Consider the following 18,608-nt stretch of genomic DNA (forward strand, 5'->3'; position numbering starts at 1 on the left):
TGCGTTATCTCCTGCCGGTCACATCTTGTCGGGGGCGGTGACGCCGAGCAGGTCGAGGCCTTCGGCGATGACCGTCTGCACGGCGTCGTTGAGCTTGAGTCGGGCGGCGGCGCGCGCCGGTTCCGGAGCCTTGGCGATGCGGATGGCGTCGGCCTGTTCCCCGCGGGCCTCCGGGTCGGTGAGCTCCATCGGCACGACGCGCTCCACGTTGTACCACTTGTGGTAGGTGGCGGCGAGGTCCTCCAGGTAGTGGGCCACGCGGTGCGGGGCGCGCAGGTCGCCCGCTTCGCGCAGCAGGGCGGGCCACTGGGCGAGCGCGGCGAGCACTTCGCCGTCGGCGGTGGTGTCGAGCAGGCTCACGTCGGCGCCTTCGTAGGTGATGCCGGCGGCGGCCGCGTTGCGGTCCACGTTGCAGGAGCGGGCGTGCGCGTACTGCACGTAGTACACCGGATTCTCGTTGGAATGCGAGGACAGCAGGTTCAGGTCGATATCCACCGGGGAGTTGTAGTCGGTGCGGGCCAGCGAATAGCGGGAGGCGTCCACGCCGATGGCGTCGGTCAAATCGTCGATGGTGACGACGTTGCCGGCGCGCTTCGACATGCGCACGGCCTTGCCGTCCTTCATGACGTTGACGAGCTGGCCGATCAGGATCTGCATGTTCTCGCCCGGCTTGTCGCCGAAGGCTGCGCACATGGCCATCATGCGGCCGATGTAGCCGTGGTGGTCGGCGCCGAGCATGTAGATGGCGATGTCGGCCGGGTTCACGTCGCGGTGGCGCTTGTTGCGATAGTAAGCGATGTCGGCCGCGAAATATGCATAATTGCCGTCGGACTTGATGATCACTCGGTCCTTGTCGTCACCGTGCTTGGTGGATTCGAACCAGGTGGCACCGTCCTTCTCGTAGATGTCGCCGCGGGCGCGCAGATCGGCGATGGCCTTGTCCACTTCGCCATCGGAATACAGGCTGTTTTCGTGGAACCACACGTCGAAGTTGACGCGGAAGTTCTTCATGGACTTCTGAATCTCGTCGAACATCATCGGTACGGCGCGCTTGCGGAATTCCTCGCGCTGCTCGGAATCGCCTTCGCCGAGCGGTTCGCCGTCCTTGTCCACGCCACCGTCGACGCGCGGCAGGCTCAGCACGTCCACGCCGTCCGCGTTGGCTTCGTCGATGACACGCTTGGCGATTTCGTCGATGTACGCGCCCTTGTAGCCGTCGATCGGGGTTTCCTCGCCGTGGGCCGCGGCGACGAGCGACTTGGCAAAGCGGTTGATCTGCTCGCCGTGGTCGTTGAAGTAGTATTCGCGCACCACCTTGGCGCCGTTGGCCTCAAGCACGCGGGCCATGGAATCGCCGACGGCCGCCCAGCGGGTGCCGCCGATGTGGATCGGGCCGGTCGGGTTGGCAGATACGAATTCGAGGTTCAGGGTCTCGCCGCCCAGATGGTCGTTCTTGCCGTAGTCGCTGCCGGCTTCGAGCACGGCGTCCACCACGGCCGCCGCGGAGGCGGAGTCAAGCGTGATGTTGATGAAGCCGGGGCCGGCCACTTCCACGGACTTGATGCCGTCGGCATTGGTCAGTTCGGCGGCGAACAGTTCGGCGAAATCACGCGGCTTCATGCCGGCCTTCTTGGCCAGCTGCATGGCCGCGTTGGACGCCCAATCGCCGTGCGCGCGGTCCTTCGGGCGCATCACGGCGAACTTGGCCTGCGGCGGAATCAGGTCGGCGGTCAGGGTGCCTGCCTTGCCTTCGGAGACAAGGGTGTTGGCAATGTTGAAAATCAGTTCACTAAGGGCTTCTGGACTCATTCTTCCAAGAATACCGGGCACGCTGACAGAATCAGTCTTCCTGTCCATCCTCACGATGGGGTTGCGATACGTCCTGCGGAACGCTTTGCAAGGCGTTCTGAGCATCGTCCTGCCCGCCATGCCGTTTCGCACGCCACGCCACGGACGCGTAGTAGCCCGTGTAGCACAGCGCCACGAACGGAATCATGTACAGCAGCGTGGAGCGCTGCGACGGATCGCAAATCACCAGAACCAGCGCGCCGACGCACATCACAATCGCGACGATCGGCACGAACGGGTAGCCAGGCGCGCGGTACTTGAGCTCGCCAACCGTATGTCCCTGCGCGAGCCATTGGTGGCGGAATCGCAAGTGGCAGACGGAAACCGACGCCCACACCACCAGTGTGGCCAGGCCGGAAACCGCGACCAGCGCGAGGTAGACGGTCGAAGCGGCTACCACGGAGGACAGCAGCGCCAGCAGCGAGCCGGCCATGCTGAACATCACGGCGCACACCGGCACACCATGGAAGTTGGTTTTGGCGAGCACGCGCGGGATCATGCCTTCCTGCGCCAGCGACCACACCATGCGCGAGCACACGTAGAGGCCGGAATTCGCGGCGGACAGCACCGCCGTGAGCACCACGAAGTTCATGATGTCGCCGGCGAACGGCATGCCGATCGATTGGAAGACAAGCACGAACGGGCTCGCGTCGACGCCGGACTTGTGCCACGGAATCAGCGCCGCCATGACGGCGATCGAGCCGATGAAGAAGATCGCCAGACGCAGCACGGTGGTGTGCACGGCCTTCGGAATCGCCTTGGACGGGTCCTTCGTCTCGCCCGCCGCGACGCCGACCACTTCGGTGCCGGAGAAGGCGAACACGACCGTCAGCAGCGTGGAGAAAATCGGCAGCACGCCGTTGGGCAGCCAGCCGTCGCTGTAGAAGTTCTCGAACATGGGCGCGTGGTCATAGCCGGCGATCGGAATCGCGCCGAACATGGCCAGCAGGCCAATGATGATGAACGCGATGATGGCGAACACCTTGATGGACGCGAACCAGAATTCCGATTCGCCGTACAGGCGCACCGACAGGATGTTGAGCAGGAACACGACCACGATGAACGCGGCCGACCAGACCCATGCGGGCGAATGCGGGAACCAGCGTTGCATCAGCAGGCCCGCGGCGGTGAATTCGGAGGCGAGCGCCACCGCCCAATTCAGCCAGTAGAGCACGGCGATGGTGAACGCGGTGCCGGGGCCGATGAAACGCTTCGCATACAGGTGGAAGCTGCCGGCGTACGGCATGGCCACAGACAGCTCGCCGAGGCTCAGCATGATGAAGTAGACGAGCAGCGAACCGATGGCGTACGCGATGATCGCGCCGAGCGGGCCCGCCTGATGGATGGTGTAGCCGGAGCTTAAAAACAGGCCTGTGCCGATCACGCCGCCGAGCGAGATCATGGTCAGGTGGCGCGTTTCCATCTTGCGTTCCAGGCCGCCCTGTTCGACGTCGGGCTTTTCTTGCGATTGCGCCATGCTTGCTTCCAGCTCCTCTTACGTTTGGTTGGGTACGGCACATAGTTTGGCTGGCCGAACAATCGCAAATACTATACGTCAGACTCACGGCAACGTGCGATGGTCGTCCATAGTTCGCGGAAGTGTGCAGAAGCCCGCGGAAGTCCGTAAAAAAGCGTCAGCCCGCATGCTGGAAAAGCGTGCGGGCCGTTTGATCGCAGGTAGCGGTAGGCAATCGCAGTAATCGCAATGCTTGCGATACCTACGAAACGTGCGAAATGCTCAGAGCGCGGCGATGGCGTCGATCTCGACGAGCGCGCCCTTCGGAATGTCGTTGCCGCCAAAGGCCACGCGGGCCGGCTTGACGGAGCCGATGAAGGTCTGCGCGTACACGTCGTCGACCTCATGGAAGTCCTCGACGTTCTTCATGTAGATGGTGGCACGAACCACATGCTCGATGCCGGAGCCGGCGGTGTCGAGGATGTGCTTGATGTTCTTCAGTGCCTGTGCGGCCTGCTCGCCAGCGGTTTCGCCGGACAGTTCGCCGGTGGCCGGGTCGATGCCCAGCTGGCCGGAGACGAACACGAATCCGTTGGCCTTCACGGCCTGGCTGTAGGCGCCGAGTGCTGCCGGGGCTTCGGAGGTGGCCACTGCTTCCAGCTTTTCGCTCATACTGTTCTCCTTTGTCGTAAGGTATGTTGCCGCAAGGTATGTAAACGCGCGCCAAGTATGTGCCAATATGCCCGTACATGCGCTATTTGCGTCGCACCTGAAATCATACTTTTCCGATGGGTGGAAGCGGGAAAAACCGTTCACAGAACGATATGGCCGGAGTTGGCACCACACGACGCAGCAGGCACGAAAACGGCGGAATCGCAAGGAAAACCGCGGAAAAATACAACAAACGAGCAACAAAAAAGCTCCAGCCGTTCGACTGGAGCCTTGCCCGGTGGGCTTGATGGGGATCGAACCCACGACCTTCTGTTCCGGAGACAGACGCTCTATCCGCTGAGCTACAAACCCATGCAACGCACTACTGTACACGGTCTGCGCCCGTTTGCGACACGATTCGGCGAAAAACGTGACGCAGACCTTGCAATCGTTGGGAAAGTCAGTACGCGCGCTCAATGCATCAGAGTGCTCGGCGCAACCAGCACGCGCTGCACGCTCAGTACATGAGGGTGGCGAGGCGACGACGTGCGCGCTTCAGACGCTCGTCGGTCGGCTCGGGGATCGTGAAGTATTCGAGCAGACGCTGGCGCACCGGCTCGATGTCGGCCTTGTGGCCCGCCGCCACGAAATCAAGCAGACGGTCGAACGCGTCCTGGATCTGCCCGCCGATCATGTCGATGTCGGCGACGGCAAGCTGCGCGTCCACATCGTCCGGCTTGTCGGCGGCAGCGGCACGCACCACGCGCACGTCCGCATTGGCGGAACGGGCCAGCAGCAGCGCCTTCGCACGTTCGCGGGCGGCGCGCGTATCGTTCGGATCGGCTTCCAAAACCTTCTCGTACGCGGCGGCGGCACCGGCGTAATCGCCCTGCTGTGCCAGCATGTACGCTTCCTGATGTTCCGGCGGCACCTGATCCTGCACACTGCCGGCGGATGCGGAATTGGCCGCGTCGGAGTCCGGATCGCCCGAATACGGAGCGGTGCCGGTCACGCCGGCCTGCTGTGCGGCGGCGATAAGCTTCGGCACGACCACGTCTGTGATCTGCTGCAGTTCCTCGTCGGACGGAAGGCCCTGCAGAATCGGCATCGGACGGCCGCCGATCAACGCGAACAGCGCCGGCGCGCCCTGAATCTGGAACGCCTGTGCGATGGAGGGATTGGATGCGATGTCGATGCGGGACAGCTGGATCTGGCCGTTGAGCTTGTTCACCGCGTCACCCAATGCGCGTGCCATGGCGAACAGACGGTCGTCGGTCGGCACCCACAGGAACAGCAGAATCGGGAACGTGGCGGAGGTCTGCACCATGGCCTGGAACGTGTTCTCCGTGGTGTCGATGACATATCCGCCAGCCGCCGGAGCGCCGCCCGCCTGCCCCGGCTCGGCCTTCACCTGATGCTTGAGCGCTTCCAGATCAACGGCTCCCGCCAATGAAACACCCGGATGGAACGCTTGCTGCTCTGCCATACTTGCCTCCAAAAACACGAAATCGTTGCTGGCACCAACTATAGGTGCCAACAACGATTTCCCGGTTTTCATTCCCACGGATGCGCGATAGGCGGAAAACCGCCGACGATGCGCGTCCAAGGACCCGTCGTTTTACAGCGCTTCGACCTTCACCGGCTGGCGTTCGGAACCGACCGCGGTGATTTTCTGCCCGGAATTCGCCGGCGGAACATACAGCGCGATGACGTTCACATAGCTCGTCTTCATGGTGCTGGTGGCCTTGCCATTGCCGAACAGCGCCTTTTCCGCGTCAGAGGCCGGCTGCGATTCACGGCCAGCGCCGGCGGAACGCGTCCATTCGGAGTTGATCTGCGCCACCACCAGATCGCCGCCGTCCGCGGAACGCATGACGCTGATGGCTCCATTGACCGGTTCGAAGGTCTGCTGCTGCGTGCCTTCGTTAAGCTCCATGGCCTTCTGCACCTGGGCAGTCAGATCGGCAAGCTTCGATCGCAGATCATCATCCGCGAATTTGCTGGCGTACTTGCTGTTCGCCCCGTTCTGCAGCAGGTCCGCATACGCGTCCACCGCCGCTTTCGGCGTCATGACCAGACCGGTGTCCGTAGGCGTTCCCTGCGCGCTGCCGGTTTTGGAGATTTCGAAACTCGGCATCTTCACGCCGGAGAACAGTCGCGCCACACCCCACAGCTTGTAGTTCTGGCGTGCGGAATCCTGCCTGAACACCAGCAGACGCTTGGACTGCTGGTCCTTGGTTGTGGACGTGATGGAGAACACGGACCGTGGCCAGCCGGCATCCGTGGAGATCACGGCCTGGGCCAGATCCGTGGGGATGGTGGTCTTACGGTCAAGATTGCCCGTGGCTTTCGCTACGTTCAGCTCGCTGGTGCGGATGTCCAGTTCCGGACCTTCGAGAATCGTCGGCAACGTATCAGTGTCACGGTTCTGATTGCACTGGTCGAGCGTTTTGAGAATCCTCGTGCGGACCTTTTGCTCCTGCTTGGCGCTCAAGTTCGGCGCATCCTGCCGGGTGGTGGCTTTCGGGGTCGGCAGCTGGCCTTCGCAACCGCACATGCCGACGGCCATTCCCAGCGCGAGCATGGCCGCGATAATCGCCTGACTACGCTTCCTCATCACTGGTCCTCCTCTTGGCCGTCTTCCTGCGTTTCCGTCTGAACCTCCTCTTGGGCAAGACGAGCGAAATACGCGGCAAGCTCATCCTGCGAGATCACGGAAGTCGCCTCGTCGTCAACAGACGATTCGCCCGCCGTCGATTCAAATACGGTCGATTCGGACACAGTCGGCTGGCTTTCCGCAATCGTGTTCTGCTGGTCGGCGACCAGGTTACGTGCCACAGGATCGACGATGACGGGCTGTTGCGTTTCCTCGAACGATGACATACGACCGCCGGTGCGATGTTCCGCATGGCGACGCCTGCCGTGATGCGACCTGCTCCGTGCCCTGTTGCTGGCGGCGGTTTCGGCGTTCTTCACCCAAGCCGAAACCTCGTTCTCATCGCCTTCGTTGACGCCAACGCCTTCGACCATGGCGAAAGCGCGCTTGTTGCGGCGCTTATGCGGCGGCATGGCGAATACGGAAGCGGAAAGCACGGCGAGAATCGCCAGCAGTCCGCCGGCAAGATACAACGGCATGGCGAAATTCGGCAGGTTACGACGGTCCCAATTCAGAGTGACCGTATCTCCCTTGCGGTTGCCGAAATCAATCAACGCCACAACATCCTCGGCGTTATTGCTGTTCGATCCTTTGACCTGCATATCAACGGCACCGTCATTGCACTTGATGGTGCGCCACATGTCGGAGTCCTTGAAAGCCACCTGGTTCTGGGAATTGTCCGCGGTTCCCTGCGCGGAGACCTTCATGGTGGAAAGCGTCGTCCAATCGGACAGACCGGAGACGCGCATGTACTTGCTTCCCGCAATCCATCCGGCAACGTCGCGCGCGGAACCTATGGCGATGCACACATTGGATTTCTTGTCACGGGATTTGGCCGAAATATTGACGCGGCTGTCTACCAGCTGCAGCACGTTCGGATCGGTGACCACGTATTCCGAACCGTTCACCGGAGCGGCGGCGGTGATCTCATTGTCCGGTTTCCAGACGGTTGAATTCAACACGCCAAACACGACGCATGCGATGGCAAGCAAGCCGAAAATAGGCGTGACGATGCCACGCATGATCTTCGCATGCCGGGTAGGGCCCGTCTCGATCTGCGGCTTCTCTTGTTCTTCCTGCAATACAGTCATAGCTTTTCCATTCTACAGGGTCCGTTTGCACAAGCCTGAAAAAAACATGAAAATCATGCTTTGCCGCTATGGTTGGCCCTATGCGTAAATCACTTCTTTCCAAGGCCGTCACGGCAGTCTGCGCAACGGTCATGTGCCTGGGCGTCACTGCGTGCGGCGGTAATTCCAGCGCGAAATCCGACAAGTCGAACTCGGATTCCTCCTCATCTTCCGAAAAAATCGGCATGCACCAGATCGCCGGCGTGACCGCCAAGGGCGAGCTCGGCAAGAAGCCGACCGTCTCGTTCAAGACGCCGATGACGGTTGAGGACAACAGCTACGTGGTGCTGCAGAAGGGCGACGGAGCCCAGATCGAGGACGGCGACCGCGTCTGCTCGCAGGGCATCGCCATCAGCGTCAAGGATGGTTCCGAACTGGCCAGCACGTGGGAGAAGAACACCCCCGACTGCTCCACCGTAGTCACCTCGGATACCAGCCAGATGACCGAGAACTACTACAAGATCTTCAAGAGCCTCAAGCTCAATTCCACCGTGGCGTTCGGCGTGAACGACTCGAATTCCTCCGGCACCTCGTACCTGATGGTACTCACGCTGGTGTCCAAGTCGAAGGCCCTGAAGAAGGCCACCGGCGAGAAGGTCGCCGACATTCCGGCCGACCTGCCGAAAGTGACGCTCGCCAAGGACGGCAAGCCGTCGATCGACATGAATGGCTATAAGGGCTCCGATTCCTTGATTTCCCAGGACCTCATCAAGGGCAAGGGCGCTGTGGTCAAGGATACGCAGTCCGTGGTGGCGCACTACACCGGCTGGCTGCTTGACGGCACGCAGTTCGATTCCTCGTGGGACCGCGGACAGTCCTCCGCCTTCTCGCTTGACAGCGTGATCAAGGGCTGGAAGCAGGGTCTGGCAGGCCACACGGTCGGTTCCCAGGTACTGCTGGTGGTGCCGCCGAGCCTCGGCTACGGAAACAAGGATCAGGAGAAGATTCCGGCGAATTCCACGCTGGTCTTCGTGGTCGACATTCTCGCCGCCTACTGATCCAGCCGGTCTAACCGCAAAAAGCCTCCCACCCGGGAGGCTTTTTCATTAGAAGAGTCGTAGAGAGTCGTCTTCGGTGCCCTTCATCTCCTCATAATCGAGAATCAGGCATTTGAAACCGCGGTCCTGCGCGAGCACGCGGGCCTGCGGGGTGATGGTCTGCGCGGCGAAAATGCCGTGCACGGGGGCCAGCAGCGGGTCGCGGTTGAGCAGATCGCAGTAGCGGGTGAGCTGTTCGACGCCGTCGATGCCGCCGTTGCGCTTGATTTCGATGGCCACGTGCTCGCCGTTGCCGTCAATTGCCATGATGTCGACCGGTCCGATGGCTGTCGGGTATTCGCGGCGCACGAGCTTCGCGCCTTTGCCGATGCGTTCGATCTGTTCGGCCAGGTACTTCTGCAGATGGTCTTCGACGCCGTCCTTGATGAGGCCCGGATCCTCGCCGAGGTCGTACGATTCGTCCGAATAGATGTGCTGCAACGTCACTTCCAGCACGTCGTTCGATTTGTCGGCCGACGCGCGGATCACCTTTTGCGGCACTTCAGTATCAACGTCGTCATCGGCGTGGTCGGGGGTGATGTCCCTGATGCTGCATGGCGCGGACATCCAGTTGAGCGGCTTGTATGAGCCGAGTTCGGAGAAGATCAGCAGGCTGTTGTCCGCCTTGATGAGCAGCACGCGCTTGGCGAGCGGCAGGGAGGCGTTCAATCGTCCGGAATATTCGGCAGAGCAGTCAGCAACAATAATTCGCACGAGGCACTACCCTACCATGCGCGTCGCCGTACGTACGGCATACGTATTCGCGGCGGCGGAAAGCCACGTAAAAGACAAAAGCGGCCCGGTAATCGCAATACAAAAACATATTGCGATTACCGGGCCACCTTACGTCAAGCGGAAACGGCTTATTCGGCGCGCTTCACGTTGGTTCCACGCTCGACCGCGACGGTGAGCTTGTTCGAATCGAAGGAGATGAAGCCGTCAGTCACCTCGAAGGAGAAGCGATTGCCTTCAGGATCCACCACAACGATGGTTCCTTCCTTGATCACGGTCAGCACAGGCTCGTGGTCGGGCAGGATGCCCATTCCGCCTTCGGAGGCGGGAATGGTAACGGACTTCGCCGTGCCGTGCCACACAGGGTGGTCAGCGGCGACGATGTTCACCTGCAATGTCGATCCGGCCATCACGCACCGTATTCCTTCTGCATGTCGTGCCACTTCTTCTCGAGGTCGTCGATGCCGCCGATACCGGAGAATGCCTGCTCCGGAACGTCGTCATACACGCCGTCGCAGATGCGGGTGAATGCTTCGATGGTCTCGTCCGCCGGAACGTAGGAGCCCGGACGGCCGGTGAACTTCTCGGCGACGTAGAAGTTCTGGCCAAGGAACTGCTCGATCTTACGGGCGCGGTTCACAGTGGTCTTATCTTCTTCGCCGAGCTCATCGATACCGATCAGGGCGATGATGTCCTGCAGCTCCTTGTTACGCTGCAGAATCGCCTTGACGCGGTTGGCGCACTCGTAGTGAGCCTGGCCCACATAACGCGGATCAAGGATTCGCGAAGTGGAGCTCAGCGGGTCGACTGCCGGGTAGATGCCCTTGGAGGCGATGTCACGGGACAGCTCGGTGGTTGCGTCCAGGTGGGCGAAGGTCGTCGCAGGGGCCGGGTCGGTGTAATCATCGGCCGGCACGTAGATGGCCTGCAGCGAGGTGATGGAGTGGCCACGGGTCGACGTGATGCGCTCCTGCAGCGCGCCCATCTCATCGGCCAGGTTCGGCTGGTAGCCCACTGCGGACGGCATACGGCCGAGCAGGGTGGATACCTCGGAACCAGCCTGGGTGAAGCGGAAGATGTTGTCGATGAACAGCAGCACGTCCTGGTTCTGTACGTCACGGAAGTACTCTGCCATGGTCAGTGCGGTCAGCGGCACGCGCAGACGGGTACCCGGCTGCTCATCCATCTGGCCGAAGACCAGTGCGGTCTTCTCAAGTACGCCAGCTTCGTCCATTTCGCCGATCAGATCGTTACCCTCACGGGTACGTTCGCCGACGCCTGCGAACACGGACACACCGCCGTGGTTCTGGGCCACACGCTGAATCATTTCCTGAATCAGCACGGTCTTGCCGACGCCTGCGCCACCGAACAGACCGATCTTGCCACCCTGCACATACGGGGTCAGCAAATCGATGACCTTGATACCGGTTTCGAACATCTGGGTCTTGGACTCCAGCTGGTCGAATGCCGGCGGGTTGCGGTGGATAGGCCAACGTTCGGTGACCGTGACGGTCTCGTCGGCCTTCTTGTTGAGGATGTTGCCGGACACGTCGAATACGTGGCCCTTGGTGACATCGCCAACCGGCACGGAGATCGGGCCGCCGGTGTCATACACGGTGGCGCCACGCACGAGGCCGTCAGTCGGCTTCAGAGCGACGGTACGCACGGTGGAATCGCCAAGATGCTGTTCAACCTCAAGGGTGATCTTCTTGGTGGTCTCGCCCTCTTCGTGGACACCGGTGTTGGCCAGTTCAACGGTAAGTGCATTGTAAATGTCGGGCAGGTGGCCCACCGGGAATTCGACGTCGATAACCGAACCCTGGATACGCGTAACGCGTCCAGCGGTCGGCTCTGCAGCCGTCTCGGGAGCCGCTGTGGTCTGATTCTCAGCCATATGCGTTCCTACTCTTCCTTCTTGTTCAGCGCATCAGCGCTGCCGATGATTTCGGTAAGTTCCTGGGTAATCGATGCCTGACGCGAAGCGTTGAGCTTGCGAGTCAGTTCATCGATCAGGCTGCGGGCGTTGTCTGTAGCCGTGTGCATGGCGTTCTGTCGGCTTGCAGTCTCGGATGCCGCTGCGGTGAGCAGGCATTCATGGATACGGGACTGGATGTACTTCGGCAGAATCGCGTCGAGTACTTCGTCAACGCTTGGCTCGAACGCATACAGAGGAGTCGCGGCATCGGCATCGGATTCCGGCACAGGACCGGATTCCGGCTGTTCCGGAAGCACGAGCTCAACGGGTAGCATGCGCAGCACACGCACCTTCTGAACCACCATATTCACGAACTCGGTGAACACAATGTAGAGTTCGGAGACTCCACCTTGGTCCGCCGGCTTCATATAAGCGTCCAACAGTGCCTTCGAGATGGACTCTGCGACTTCCACGCCGGGCTGGTCGGTATCGCCTTCCCAAGTGCCGGCAACCGGACGGTTGCGGTACTTGTAATACGTCACACCGCGACGACCATACACATACAGTTCCGGCTGCTTGCCCTTCTCGTCGAGTCGGGCCAACAGCGATTCCGTTTCGCGGATGATCGAGGAGGTGTACGGACCTGCCATACCACGATCCGAGGTGAGAGCGAGGACAGCCACGCGAGGGTTGTCCTCGTTCTTTTTCACGATCGGATGGTCGATATGGGTATGGGCCACCAGCGCTTGCACGGCGTCGAAAATCGCATCGGTATACGGCTTCGCGTTCAAGGCCACGTCACGTGCCTTGGCGATGTGCGAAGACGCGATCATCTCCTGCGCGTTGAAGATTTTCTCCAGCGACGCGGTGGAGGCGATCCTAGATTTCAATGCGAGTTGCGAGCCCATGAATCACTTCTCTCCTGCGACGATCTTTTCCTGCTCGACCGGAGTGGTGTGCTTCTCGTCAGGCTTCTTCTCGACCAGCGGCTTGCCCGCGCTGGTCACGAAGGTCTCACGGAACGCTTCCACGGCCTTGTCGAGGGCAGCCTCGGTGTCGGCGGTGAAGTCTTCGGTCTCGCGAATGGTCTTGAGGATATCGGTGTTGTGATCCAGATAATCCAGCATGCCCTTTTCGAACGGCAACACGTCGCTGATTGGCAGGTCATCCATCTTGCCATGGGTGCCGGCCCACACGGACACGACTTCCTGTTCCATCGAATACGGGGAGAACTGCGGCTGCTTCAGGAGCTCGGTCAGGTGGGCACCACGGTTCAGCTGAGCCTTCGAAGCCGCATCCAGATCGGAAGCGAACATGGCGAAGGATTCCAGCGAACGGTACTGCGCCAGCGAGATCTTCAGCGTGCCGGAGACCTTCTTCAAGGCCTTCGTCTGGGCAGCGCCACCGACTCGGGACACGGAGATGCCGACGTCCACAGCAGGACGCTGGTTCGCGTTGAACAGGTCGGACTGCAGGAAGATCTGGCCATCGGTGATGGAAATCACGTTGGTCGGAATGTAGGCGGACACATCGTTCGCCTTGGTCTCGACGATCGGCAGGCCGGTCATCGAGCCGCCGCCGAGGTCATCGGAAACCTTGGCGCAACGTTCGAGCAGACGGGAGTGCAGGTAGAACACATCGCCTGGGTAAGCCTCACGCCCCGGCGGACGACGCAGCAGCAGGGAAATCGAGCGGTAAGCCTCGGCCTGCTTCGACAGATCGTCGAAGACGATGAGCACGTGCTTGCCGTTGTACATCCAGTGCTGTCCGATGGCGGAACCGGTGTACGGTGCGATGTACTTGAAGCCTGCGGAATCGGAAGCCGGGGAAGCCACGATGGTCGTGTACTCCATAGCGCCGGCCTCTTCCAGGGACTGCTTCACCGATGCGATGGTGGAGCCCTTCTGACCGACGGCCACGTAGATGCAGCGGACCTGCTTCTTCGGGTCTCCGGATTCCCAGTTGCGCTTCTGGTTGATGATCGTATCGATTGCGATAGCGGTCTTACCGGTCTGGCGGTCGCCGATGATGAGCTGGCGCTGGCCACGTCCGATCGGCGTCATTGCGTCGATGGCCTTCAGGCCGGTGGACAGCGGCTCGTCAACCGGATGACGATGCATAACGTCAGGTGCCTGGGCCTCGAGAATACGACGGCCTTCGGTCTTGATCTCGCCAAGACCGTCAATCGGGTTGCCTAGCGGGTCCACGACGCGGCCAAGGTAGCCGTCGCCGACGGGCACGGAGAGCACTTCGCCGGTACGACGCACTTCCTGGCCTTCCTCGATACCGGTGAAATCGCCGAGGATAACCACGCCGATCTCGCGGGCGTCAAGGTTGAACGCCAGGCCAAGCGTGCCGTCTTCGAAGGTCAGCAGCTCATTGGCCATGCAACCAGGCAGTCCCGTCACGTGCGCAATGCCGTCGCCAGCGGTCGCGACATAACCGACTTCCTGGGTCGGAGTGTCCGACGGCTTGTACGACTCGACGAACTCATCGAGCGCCTTGCGTATCGTGGTGGGATCAATGGTAAGTTCTGCCATGATCACTCCTTATTGTTGTTTTTAAATTCAGTCAAGTCTTGTTTCAGGCTTGTTCACCGTGCGGCGTGCCGTCAGGCGGTCGCCTTCACCGTGCGCTGAAGATGTTGCAGCTGTGCGACCACCGTGTTGTCGGTGACCTCGTCGCCCACCTGGATGCGCATACCACCCAGGACGGTCGGATCGACCACCGAGTTGATGTGCACCGGATGGCCGGTCTTCGCCGAATAGATGGCGACGAGCTTCTTGACCTGCTCCTTGCTCAGTGGCGTTGCCGTGGTGACGGTGACCATCGATTCGCCCATGTGACGGGAGAATTTGTTGATCAGCCACTGAATGGTCTGCAGATAGCGGCGATTGCGCAGATTGCAGGTCGCATGCTCGGCCAGACGCTTGGTCACCACATTGAAGTCGGCATTGCCGATCAGGCTGTACAGCAGCTTGATACGGGCTTCGGCGGGGACGGTTGCGTCATACAGCTTGCTGCGTACGACCGGAAGGTTGAGCAGTGCGGAATGCAGCTGGGCAAGCTCGATGGAGACCTGCAGAGTAGCATTCGTGTGGTCCGCGTAGTACATCATGCCATCCACACCGAAATCCTCGGCGGCGTTGGCGATGTCGGACACGCGGCTCCAGCGGCGGGCCACCAGATCGGACATGATTTCCATCGTCAACGGATGGGCTTCATCTCCAATGAGGGTCTTGACTACCGCAACCTTGTCTTCGACTGGGCGCGACGGGTCGGTGAGGGCACGTTCAAGCTGGATGTTGTGGTCGAGCACGTTGGTGATCGTGAACAGTTCGTTCCCGATACGCCATGCGTCCTCGCCGCTGTCACGCAGCTTGGGGGCCAGCGAGTCACGCGAAACGCGGTCTGCGATACGCGATGCTTCTCCTCGCATTGGTCACCTCCCTTTCTTGAAGGTTTCGATCACTTCTTGTCGCTGTCCAGTTCGGCGATCATCTGGTCGATCATCGTCGACTGCACGTCGTCGCTTTCCAGCTTGCTGCCCAGGATCTTGCCGGCCAGTGCCGTTGCCAGCACGCCGACCTCACCCTTCAGGCTCACCAGAGCCTGCTGCTGCTGGGATTCGATGGAACGCTGGGCGGTGGCGGTGATCTGCGCCGCATCAGCCTCGGCACGGGTACGTGCGTCGGCGATGATGTGCGATGCTTCCGCGCGAGCGTCGTCGCGGATCTTGGAAGCCTCGACGCGTGCGTTGCTCAGCTGGGCATCGTACTTCGCCTTGGCTTCGTCGGCATCCTTCTGGGCCTGTTCGGCCTTGGCGATGCCGCCTTCGATCTTGGCTGCGCGCTCATCGAACACGGCCTGGAACTTCGGCAGGAAGAACTTGTAGAAGAACACGGCGACGATGATCAGAATGACCAACGACCAGAAAATGTCGTAGCTTTTCGGAAGGAACAGTTCCATCTCGCTAGCTGCGGTCACCATAGTGTCTTCCTCCTTTCACGTTCGTTTGCGTCTTCGGTGTTTACCTTGGGGATCAAGTCTTACTTGATGAAGGCGAGCACGAAGCCGAGCAGTGCCAGCACCTCGACGAATGCCAGGCCCAGGAACATGAGGGTCTGCAGACGGCTGCCGAGCTCAGGCTGGCGAGCGGTGCCTTCGATGGTCTTGCCGATCAGGATGCCCAGACCGATGCCAGGGCCGATGGCGGCGAGGCCGTAGCCAACGACGTTCAGGTTGCCGGCAACCTCAGCGAGGGTAACGATATCCATGATTGTTTCCTTTCTGGTTATTGCTTGATAAGAAGCAACACTTAAAAAGCCGGCGGTCAGTCGATCTCCGGATAGCTCATATTGATGTACGCGGTGGTCAGGATGGCGAAGATGTAAGCCTGCAGGCAGGCGACCAGCGCCTCGAACAGGAACATGAACATGCCAGCCGCGAAGGTGATGATGCCGAACGGCATCATCAGCTTGTTCACCACATCAACGAGGAAGAACTGCGTGGCCGAGAGGCACAACGCAAGGATCAGGTGGCCCGAAACCATGTTGGCGAACAGTCGGATCGTCAACGAGAACGGGCGGATAATCAGCAGCTCAAGCAGCTGAATCGGGGACAGCAGAATATAGATCGGGGCCGGAACGCCCTTCGGGAAGATCTCGTCCCTCAGGAAGTGGCCAAGGCCCTTTTCACGGATGCCGGCAATCCAGTACTGGCAGAAGCACCACATGGCGAACACCAGAGGCAGCGTGATGGACGCGCTTGCCGCGATGTTGAAGCCCGGGATGATGCCGCACAGATTGAAGACCAGCAACGTGCAGAACACGGTGGTGATCATCGGCACATAACGCTTGCCACGCAGCTCGCCCATCACCTGATAGACGATGTTGTCGCGGACAAACTCGATCAGCCATTCGACTGCGCCCTGCCAACGGCCAGGGATGAGCTTTGCACGGCTTGCCGTAATTCCGAGAACCAGCAGCATGATGACGGTCGCAAGAATACGAACGAGGATGATGCGGTTGATGGCGAACGGCGTGCCTTGAAAAACAAACGGATCGGGAAGGAAGTCATTGATGCTCGGCATCTCTGGACCATCGGCGATGGTCATGATGCCCTCTCCCAATGCACTAATCATTCACGCCTCCTGCTCTTGTGTCAGCTGTTAGTCTAGCCCAACAGCTGAGTCGAATGTGACATTCCGGTTACCAAACCAGAACATCCTTCGGGTTCTATGCTAACGCGCCCATAAACGCGTTCGCATACCAGCCCCGAATGGCTGCAAAGGATTATCAGACCGTGGCTAGACAACATTCCGCACCGGGAGCTTTCCCCTACTACCGTATAGCGAAAACCGGCGTTTCGCACGTTGCGGGGACTATTAGACACAACCACGGCCGTTGTCGATTCGGCCTATTTCACCCCCATTCACACCAAAATAGACATCGTTTGCAACACTGCTTGATAAAACGTTTTACTTAACATATCGCACCATAATATATGACGGCGAAAATGAAACGATGTCGCAGCAGGCAACAAAAACCGCGCAAAAAAGCCCACGACACCGCGCAAAAGCGGCAATCGTGGGACAATCGCCAATACTTGTCAGCAGTTCGCCGATCTTCGTGAAATCAGCCGCGAATGACACCGTATCCATCGTGCGAGAATGGCGTGAACGCGTCGACACGCGGAGAACCGGGCTCGTGCCGGATCGAACGGTCGGTGCCGAGGCGCTTCTCCTCGCGCAGCTGCGGTACTTCGCTCAAATCGTAAGGCGTGGTCTGATAGACCCAGTTGAGCCAGTTGCGCCACAGCAGGTTGGCGTGGGCGCGCCAGGCGAACAGCGGTTCGAGCTTCGGATCGTCGTGCGGGAAATAGTTTTCGGGGAACGGCACGTTGGTCATGCCCTTCTTCATATCCCTCTCGTATTCCTCGGCGAGCGTGTACTTGCCGTATTCCCAATGGCCGAGCGCGAACACTTCGGAGAAGTCACGCGTGGCGATGAGCCCCGGGCCGGACTTCGGACCCCACGTGAGCACCTGCAGCTCGGGATTATGGGCGATATCACCCTCGTTGACCCCCGCCAGGCGGGAATGCGGTTGCAGGCAGATCTCGTCGAAACCGTTGGTGAGGAAGCAGTATTCGTCCTGCAGATACTGGGGAAACACGCCGAAGAGCTTCTCCGGCAGCAACTCCTTGCGCACACCGTACCGATAGTTGAGCGCGCCCATCGCGCCCCAGCACAGGTACATGGTGGAGAAGACGTGGGTGGAAGCCCAGTCGAGAATCTGCTTGAACTCGTCCCAGTAGTCGACCTGCTCGAAATCGAGGTGCTCGACGGGCGCTCCCGTCACCACAAGACCGTCGTAATAGTTGTCTTTGAACGCATCGAGCGTCTCGTAGAACTTCACCAGATGGTCGGCGCTCACGTGCGTGGCCTCGTGGGTGGAGGTCTTCATGAAGTCGACCTCGACCTGCAGCGGACTCTTGGAGATCAGACGCAGCAGCTGCGTTTCGGTCTCGATCTTCTTCGGCATGAGGTTCAGGATCACCAGCTTGAGCGGACGCACGCGCTGGCGCTCCGCTTCGGGCTTTTCAAGCGCGAAGATGCGCTCGGAGTCGAGAATGTCTCTGGCCGGAAGGCCGCTGGGAATCTTGATAGGCATGTTTCCTATTATGGTGCGGACCCGGATATGGCGTATTCGGCGGTTTTCATCGACGGTCCGCAGCGTTATACGAAAAACGGATAACGCGTTATCGGATATGCGATTCCACTAGCAGCGCAATATGCGACACGCCGATTTGACTTATTAGCCAACATCCGTAAAGTAGTTAGAGCTGCCTCAATGAAGGCAAGCCGACGCGGGGTGGAGCAGCTCGGTAGCTCGCTGGGCTCATAACCCAGAGGTCCATGGTTCAAATCCATGCCCCGCTACCAATTGAAACCGGAAACCTTTTGGTTTCCGGTTTTTTGTTTTTCTAGGACGCCTCGCTCCTTTTATATAAAGTCCCCATACATATCGAACGCAACCGGCACACACAACGTATGGTCATGCCGCCGCAGCCTTCATAATCGAACATAATCGCAAACCATGTATTAAAACGCTTTACCAAAAGTATTTGAAGAAAGTACTTGTAGCCGCATCGCCGTAATCGTTACGAAAAAGGGAAATCACAA

Annotated in this window: 17 protein-coding genes and 2 tRNA genes; 2 read left to right on the plus strand and 17 right to left on the minus strand. The window is 60.0% G+C overall.

All coding sequences use genetic code 11. From position 1 onward, the window contains the following. Positions 1 to 18 precede the first annotated feature (18 nt). The 7 genes from argS to KSX58_RS07975 all read right to left on the minus strand — a co-directional run bounded on the left by argS (position 19) and on the right by KSX58_RS07975 (position 7,702). On the minus strand, positions 19 to 1,809 hold the full coding sequence (gene argS / locus KSX58_RS07945; protein ID WP_217736126.1) for an arginine--tRNA ligase: 1,791 nt from the start codon (positions 1,807 to 1,809) through the stop codon (positions 19 to 21). A 31-nt stretch (positions 1,810 to 1,840) separates the two neighbouring features. After that, on the minus strand, positions 1,841 to 3,325 hold the full coding sequence (locus tag KSX58_RS07950) for an amino acid permease (RefSeq protein WP_085382131.1): 1,485 nt from the start codon (positions 3,323 to 3,325) through the stop codon (positions 1,841 to 1,843). A gap of 261 nt (positions 3,326 to 3,586) precedes the next feature. Then, positions 3,587 to 3,976 carry a Rid family detoxifying hydrolase gene (locus tag KSX58_RS07955; protein WP_151908339.1) on the minus strand — a complete coding sequence of 130 codons (390 nt, stop codon included), beginning with the start codon at positions 3,974 to 3,976 and terminating at the stop codon, positions 3,587 to 3,589. Positions 3,977 to 4,254: 278 nt separating this feature from the next. Then, positions 4,255 to 4,327: transfer RNA gene (locus KSX58_RS07960), tRNA-Arg, on the minus strand. A gap of 145 nt (positions 4,328 to 4,472) precedes the next feature. Next, positions 4,473 to 5,441 (minus strand): tetratricopeptide repeat protein, encoded by a 969-nt coding sequence (locus KSX58_RS07965; protein WP_021913582.1) that lies wholly within the window; start codon positions 5,439 to 5,441, stop codon positions 4,473 to 4,475. 132 nt (positions 5,442 to 5,573) lie between these two features. Then, positions 5,574 to 6,572, minus strand: a complete 999-nt coding sequence (locus KSX58_RS07970) for a hypothetical protein (protein ID WP_003809846.1) — start codon at positions 6,570 to 6,572, stop codon at positions 5,574 to 5,576. Further along, positions 6,572 to 7,702 carry a hypothetical protein gene (locus KSX58_RS07975; RefSeq protein WP_080863616.1) on the minus strand — a complete coding sequence of 377 codons (1,131 nt, stop codon included), beginning with the start codon at positions 7,700 to 7,702 and terminating at the stop codon, positions 6,572 to 6,574. The genes KSX58_RS07970 and KSX58_RS07975 overlap by 1 nt, the downstream gene beginning before the upstream one ends. Before the next feature lie 80 nt (positions 7,703 to 7,782). Here KSX58_RS07975 and KSX58_RS07980 point away from each other — a divergent pair, with 80 nt between their 5' ends. After that, positions 7,783 to 8,739 carry an FKBP-type peptidyl-prolyl cis-trans isomerase gene (locus KSX58_RS07980; protein WP_173401859.1) on the plus strand — a complete coding sequence of 319 codons (957 nt, stop codon included), beginning with the start codon at positions 7,783 to 7,785 and terminating at the stop codon, positions 8,737 to 8,739. Positions 8,740 to 8,787: 48 nt separating this feature from the next. Here KSX58_RS07980 and nucS read toward each other — a convergent pair whose 3' ends face one another. From nucS to metA, 10 genes are all read right to left on the minus strand, one after another. Then, a complete protein-coding gene (gene nucS, locus KSX58_RS07985) occupies positions 8,788 to 9,492 on the minus strand; it encodes an endonuclease NucS (RefSeq protein WP_034984488.1) in 705 nt (234 codons plus the stop codon). 149 nt (positions 9,493 to 9,641) lie between these two features. Next, positions 9,642 to 9,920 carry a F0F1 ATP synthase subunit epsilon gene (locus KSX58_RS07990; protein ID WP_085382134.1) on the minus strand — a complete coding sequence of 93 codons (279 nt, stop codon included), beginning with the start codon at positions 9,918 to 9,920 and terminating at the stop codon, positions 9,642 to 9,644. Then, complete coding sequence (atpD, locus tag KSX58_RS07995) at positions 9,920 to 11,404, minus strand: F0F1 ATP synthase subunit beta (protein ID WP_003809855.1); 1,485 nt, start codon at positions 11,402 to 11,404, stop codon at positions 9,920 to 9,922. Before atpD ends, KSX58_RS07990 begins: the two co-directional genes overlap by 1 nt. An 8-nt stretch (positions 11,405 to 11,412) precedes the next feature. Continuing rightward, entirely contained in the window at positions 11,413 to 12,333 is a 921-nt protein-coding gene (locus KSX58_RS08000) for a F0F1 ATP synthase subunit gamma (RefSeq protein WP_070122622.1), read from the minus strand. Positions 12,334 to 12,336: 3 nt separating this feature from the next. Then, positions 12,337 to 13,965, minus strand: coding sequence for a F0F1 ATP synthase subunit alpha (atpA, locus tag KSX58_RS08005; protein ID WP_003809860.1), 1,629 nt, complete (start codon positions 13,963 to 13,965; stop codon positions 12,337 to 12,339). A 71-nt stretch (positions 13,966 to 14,036) separates the two neighbouring features. Then, positions 14,037 to 14,864, minus strand: coding sequence for a F0F1 ATP synthase subunit delta (locus KSX58_RS08010; RefSeq protein WP_011743720.1), 828 nt, complete (start codon positions 14,862 to 14,864; stop codon positions 14,037 to 14,039). A 29-nt stretch (positions 14,865 to 14,893) separates the two neighbouring features. Next, on the minus strand, positions 14,894 to 15,415 hold the full coding sequence (locus KSX58_RS08015) for a F0F1 ATP synthase subunit B (protein WP_011743721.1): 522 nt from the start codon (positions 15,413 to 15,415) through the stop codon (positions 14,894 to 14,896). A 59-nt stretch (positions 15,416 to 15,474) separates the two neighbouring features. Next, complete coding sequence (atpE, locus tag KSX58_RS08020) at positions 15,475 to 15,702, minus strand: ATP synthase F0 subunit C (RefSeq protein ID WP_003809874.1); 228 nt, start codon at positions 15,700 to 15,702, stop codon at positions 15,475 to 15,477. 56 nt (positions 15,703 to 15,758) lie between these two features. Beyond that, the gene (gene atpB, locus KSX58_RS08025) at positions 15,759 to 16,568 is read right to left on the minus strand and encodes a F0F1 ATP synthase subunit A (protein WP_011743722.1); all 810 of its coding nucleotides are present in this window, start codon (positions 16,566 to 16,568) and stop codon (positions 15,759 to 15,761) included. A gap of 493 nt (positions 16,569 to 17,061) precedes the next feature. Continuing rightward, a complete protein-coding gene (gene metA / locus KSX58_RS08030) occupies positions 17,062 to 18,096 on the minus strand; it encodes a homoserine O-succinyltransferase (protein WP_011743723.1) in 1,035 nt (344 codons plus the stop codon). A gap of 195 nt (positions 18,097 to 18,291) precedes the next feature. On the opposite strand from metA, the gene KSX58_RS08035 reads away from it, so the two are divergent. Continuing rightward, positions 18,292 to 18,368: transfer RNA gene (locus KSX58_RS08035), tRNA-Met, on the plus strand. Positions 18,369 to 18,608 lie beyond the last annotated feature (240 nt).

Origin of the sequence: Bifidobacterium sp. MSK.17.10 (assembly GCF_019129655.1) — a bacterium.
Classification (GTDB): Bacteria; Actinomycetota; Actinomycetes; order Actinomycetales; family Bifidobacteriaceae; genus Bifidobacterium; species Bifidobacterium adolescentis.

Excerpts from the sequence above, each read along its gene's own strand:
- argS (WP_217736126.1), bottom strand. The coding sequence starts at position 1,809 with ATGAGTCCAGAAGCCCTTAGTGAACTGATTTTCAACATTGCCAACACC.
- KSX58_RS07950 (WP_085382131.1), bottom strand. The coding sequence starts at position 3,325 with ATGGCGCAATCGCAAGAAAAGCCCGACGTCGAACAGGGCGGCCTGGAA.
- KSX58_RS07955 (WP_151908339.1), bottom strand. The coding sequence starts at position 3,976 with ATGAGCGAAAAGCTGGAAGCAGTGGCCACCTCCGAAGCCCCGGCAGCA.
- KSX58_RS07965 (WP_021913582.1), bottom strand. The coding sequence starts at position 5,441 with ATGGCAGAGCAGCAAGCGTTCCATCCGGGTGTTTCATTGGCGGGAGCC.
- KSX58_RS07970 (WP_003809846.1), bottom strand. The coding sequence starts at position 6,572 with ATGAGGAAGCGTAGTCAGGCGATTATCGCGGCCATGCTCGCGCTGGGA.
- KSX58_RS07975 (WP_080863616.1), bottom strand. The coding sequence starts at position 7,702 with ATGACTGTATTGCAGGAAGAACAAGAGAAGCCGCAGATCGAGACGGGC.
- KSX58_RS07980 (WP_173401859.1), top strand. The coding sequence starts at position 7,783 with ATGCGTAAATCACTTCTTTCCAAGGCCGTCACGGCAGTCTGCGCAACG.
- KSX58_RS07990 (WP_085382134.1), bottom strand. The coding sequence starts at position 9,920 with ATGGCCGGATCGACATTGCAGGTGAACATCGTCGCCGCTGACCACCCT.
- atpD (WP_003809855.1), bottom strand. The coding sequence starts at position 11,404 with ATGGCTGAGAATCAGACCACAGCGGCTCCCGAGACGGCTGCAGAGCCG.
- KSX58_RS08000 (WP_070122622.1), bottom strand. The coding sequence starts at position 12,333 with ATGGGCTCGCAACTCGCATTGAAATCTAGGATCGCCTCCACCGCGTCG.
- atpA (WP_003809860.1), bottom strand. The coding sequence starts at position 13,965 with ATGGCAGAACTTACCATTGATCCCACCACGATACGCAAGGCGCTCGAT.
- KSX58_RS08010 (WP_011743720.1), bottom strand. The coding sequence starts at position 14,864 with ATGCGAGGAGAAGCATCGCGTATCGCAGACCGCGTTTCGCGTGACTCG.
- KSX58_RS08015 (WP_011743721.1), bottom strand. The coding sequence starts at position 15,415 with ATGGTGACCGCAGCTAGCGAGATGGAACTGTTCCTTCCGAAAAGCTAC.
- atpE (WP_003809874.1), bottom strand. The coding sequence starts at position 15,702 with ATGGATATCGTTACCCTCGCTGAGGTTGCCGGCAACCTGAACGTCGTT.
- atpB (WP_011743722.1), bottom strand. The coding sequence starts at position 16,568 with ATGATTAGTGCATTGGGAGAGGGCATCATGACCATCGCCGATGGTCCA.
- metA (WP_011743723.1), bottom strand. The coding sequence starts at position 18,096 with ATGCCTATCAAGATTCCCAGCGGCCTTCCGGCCAGAGACATTCTCGAC.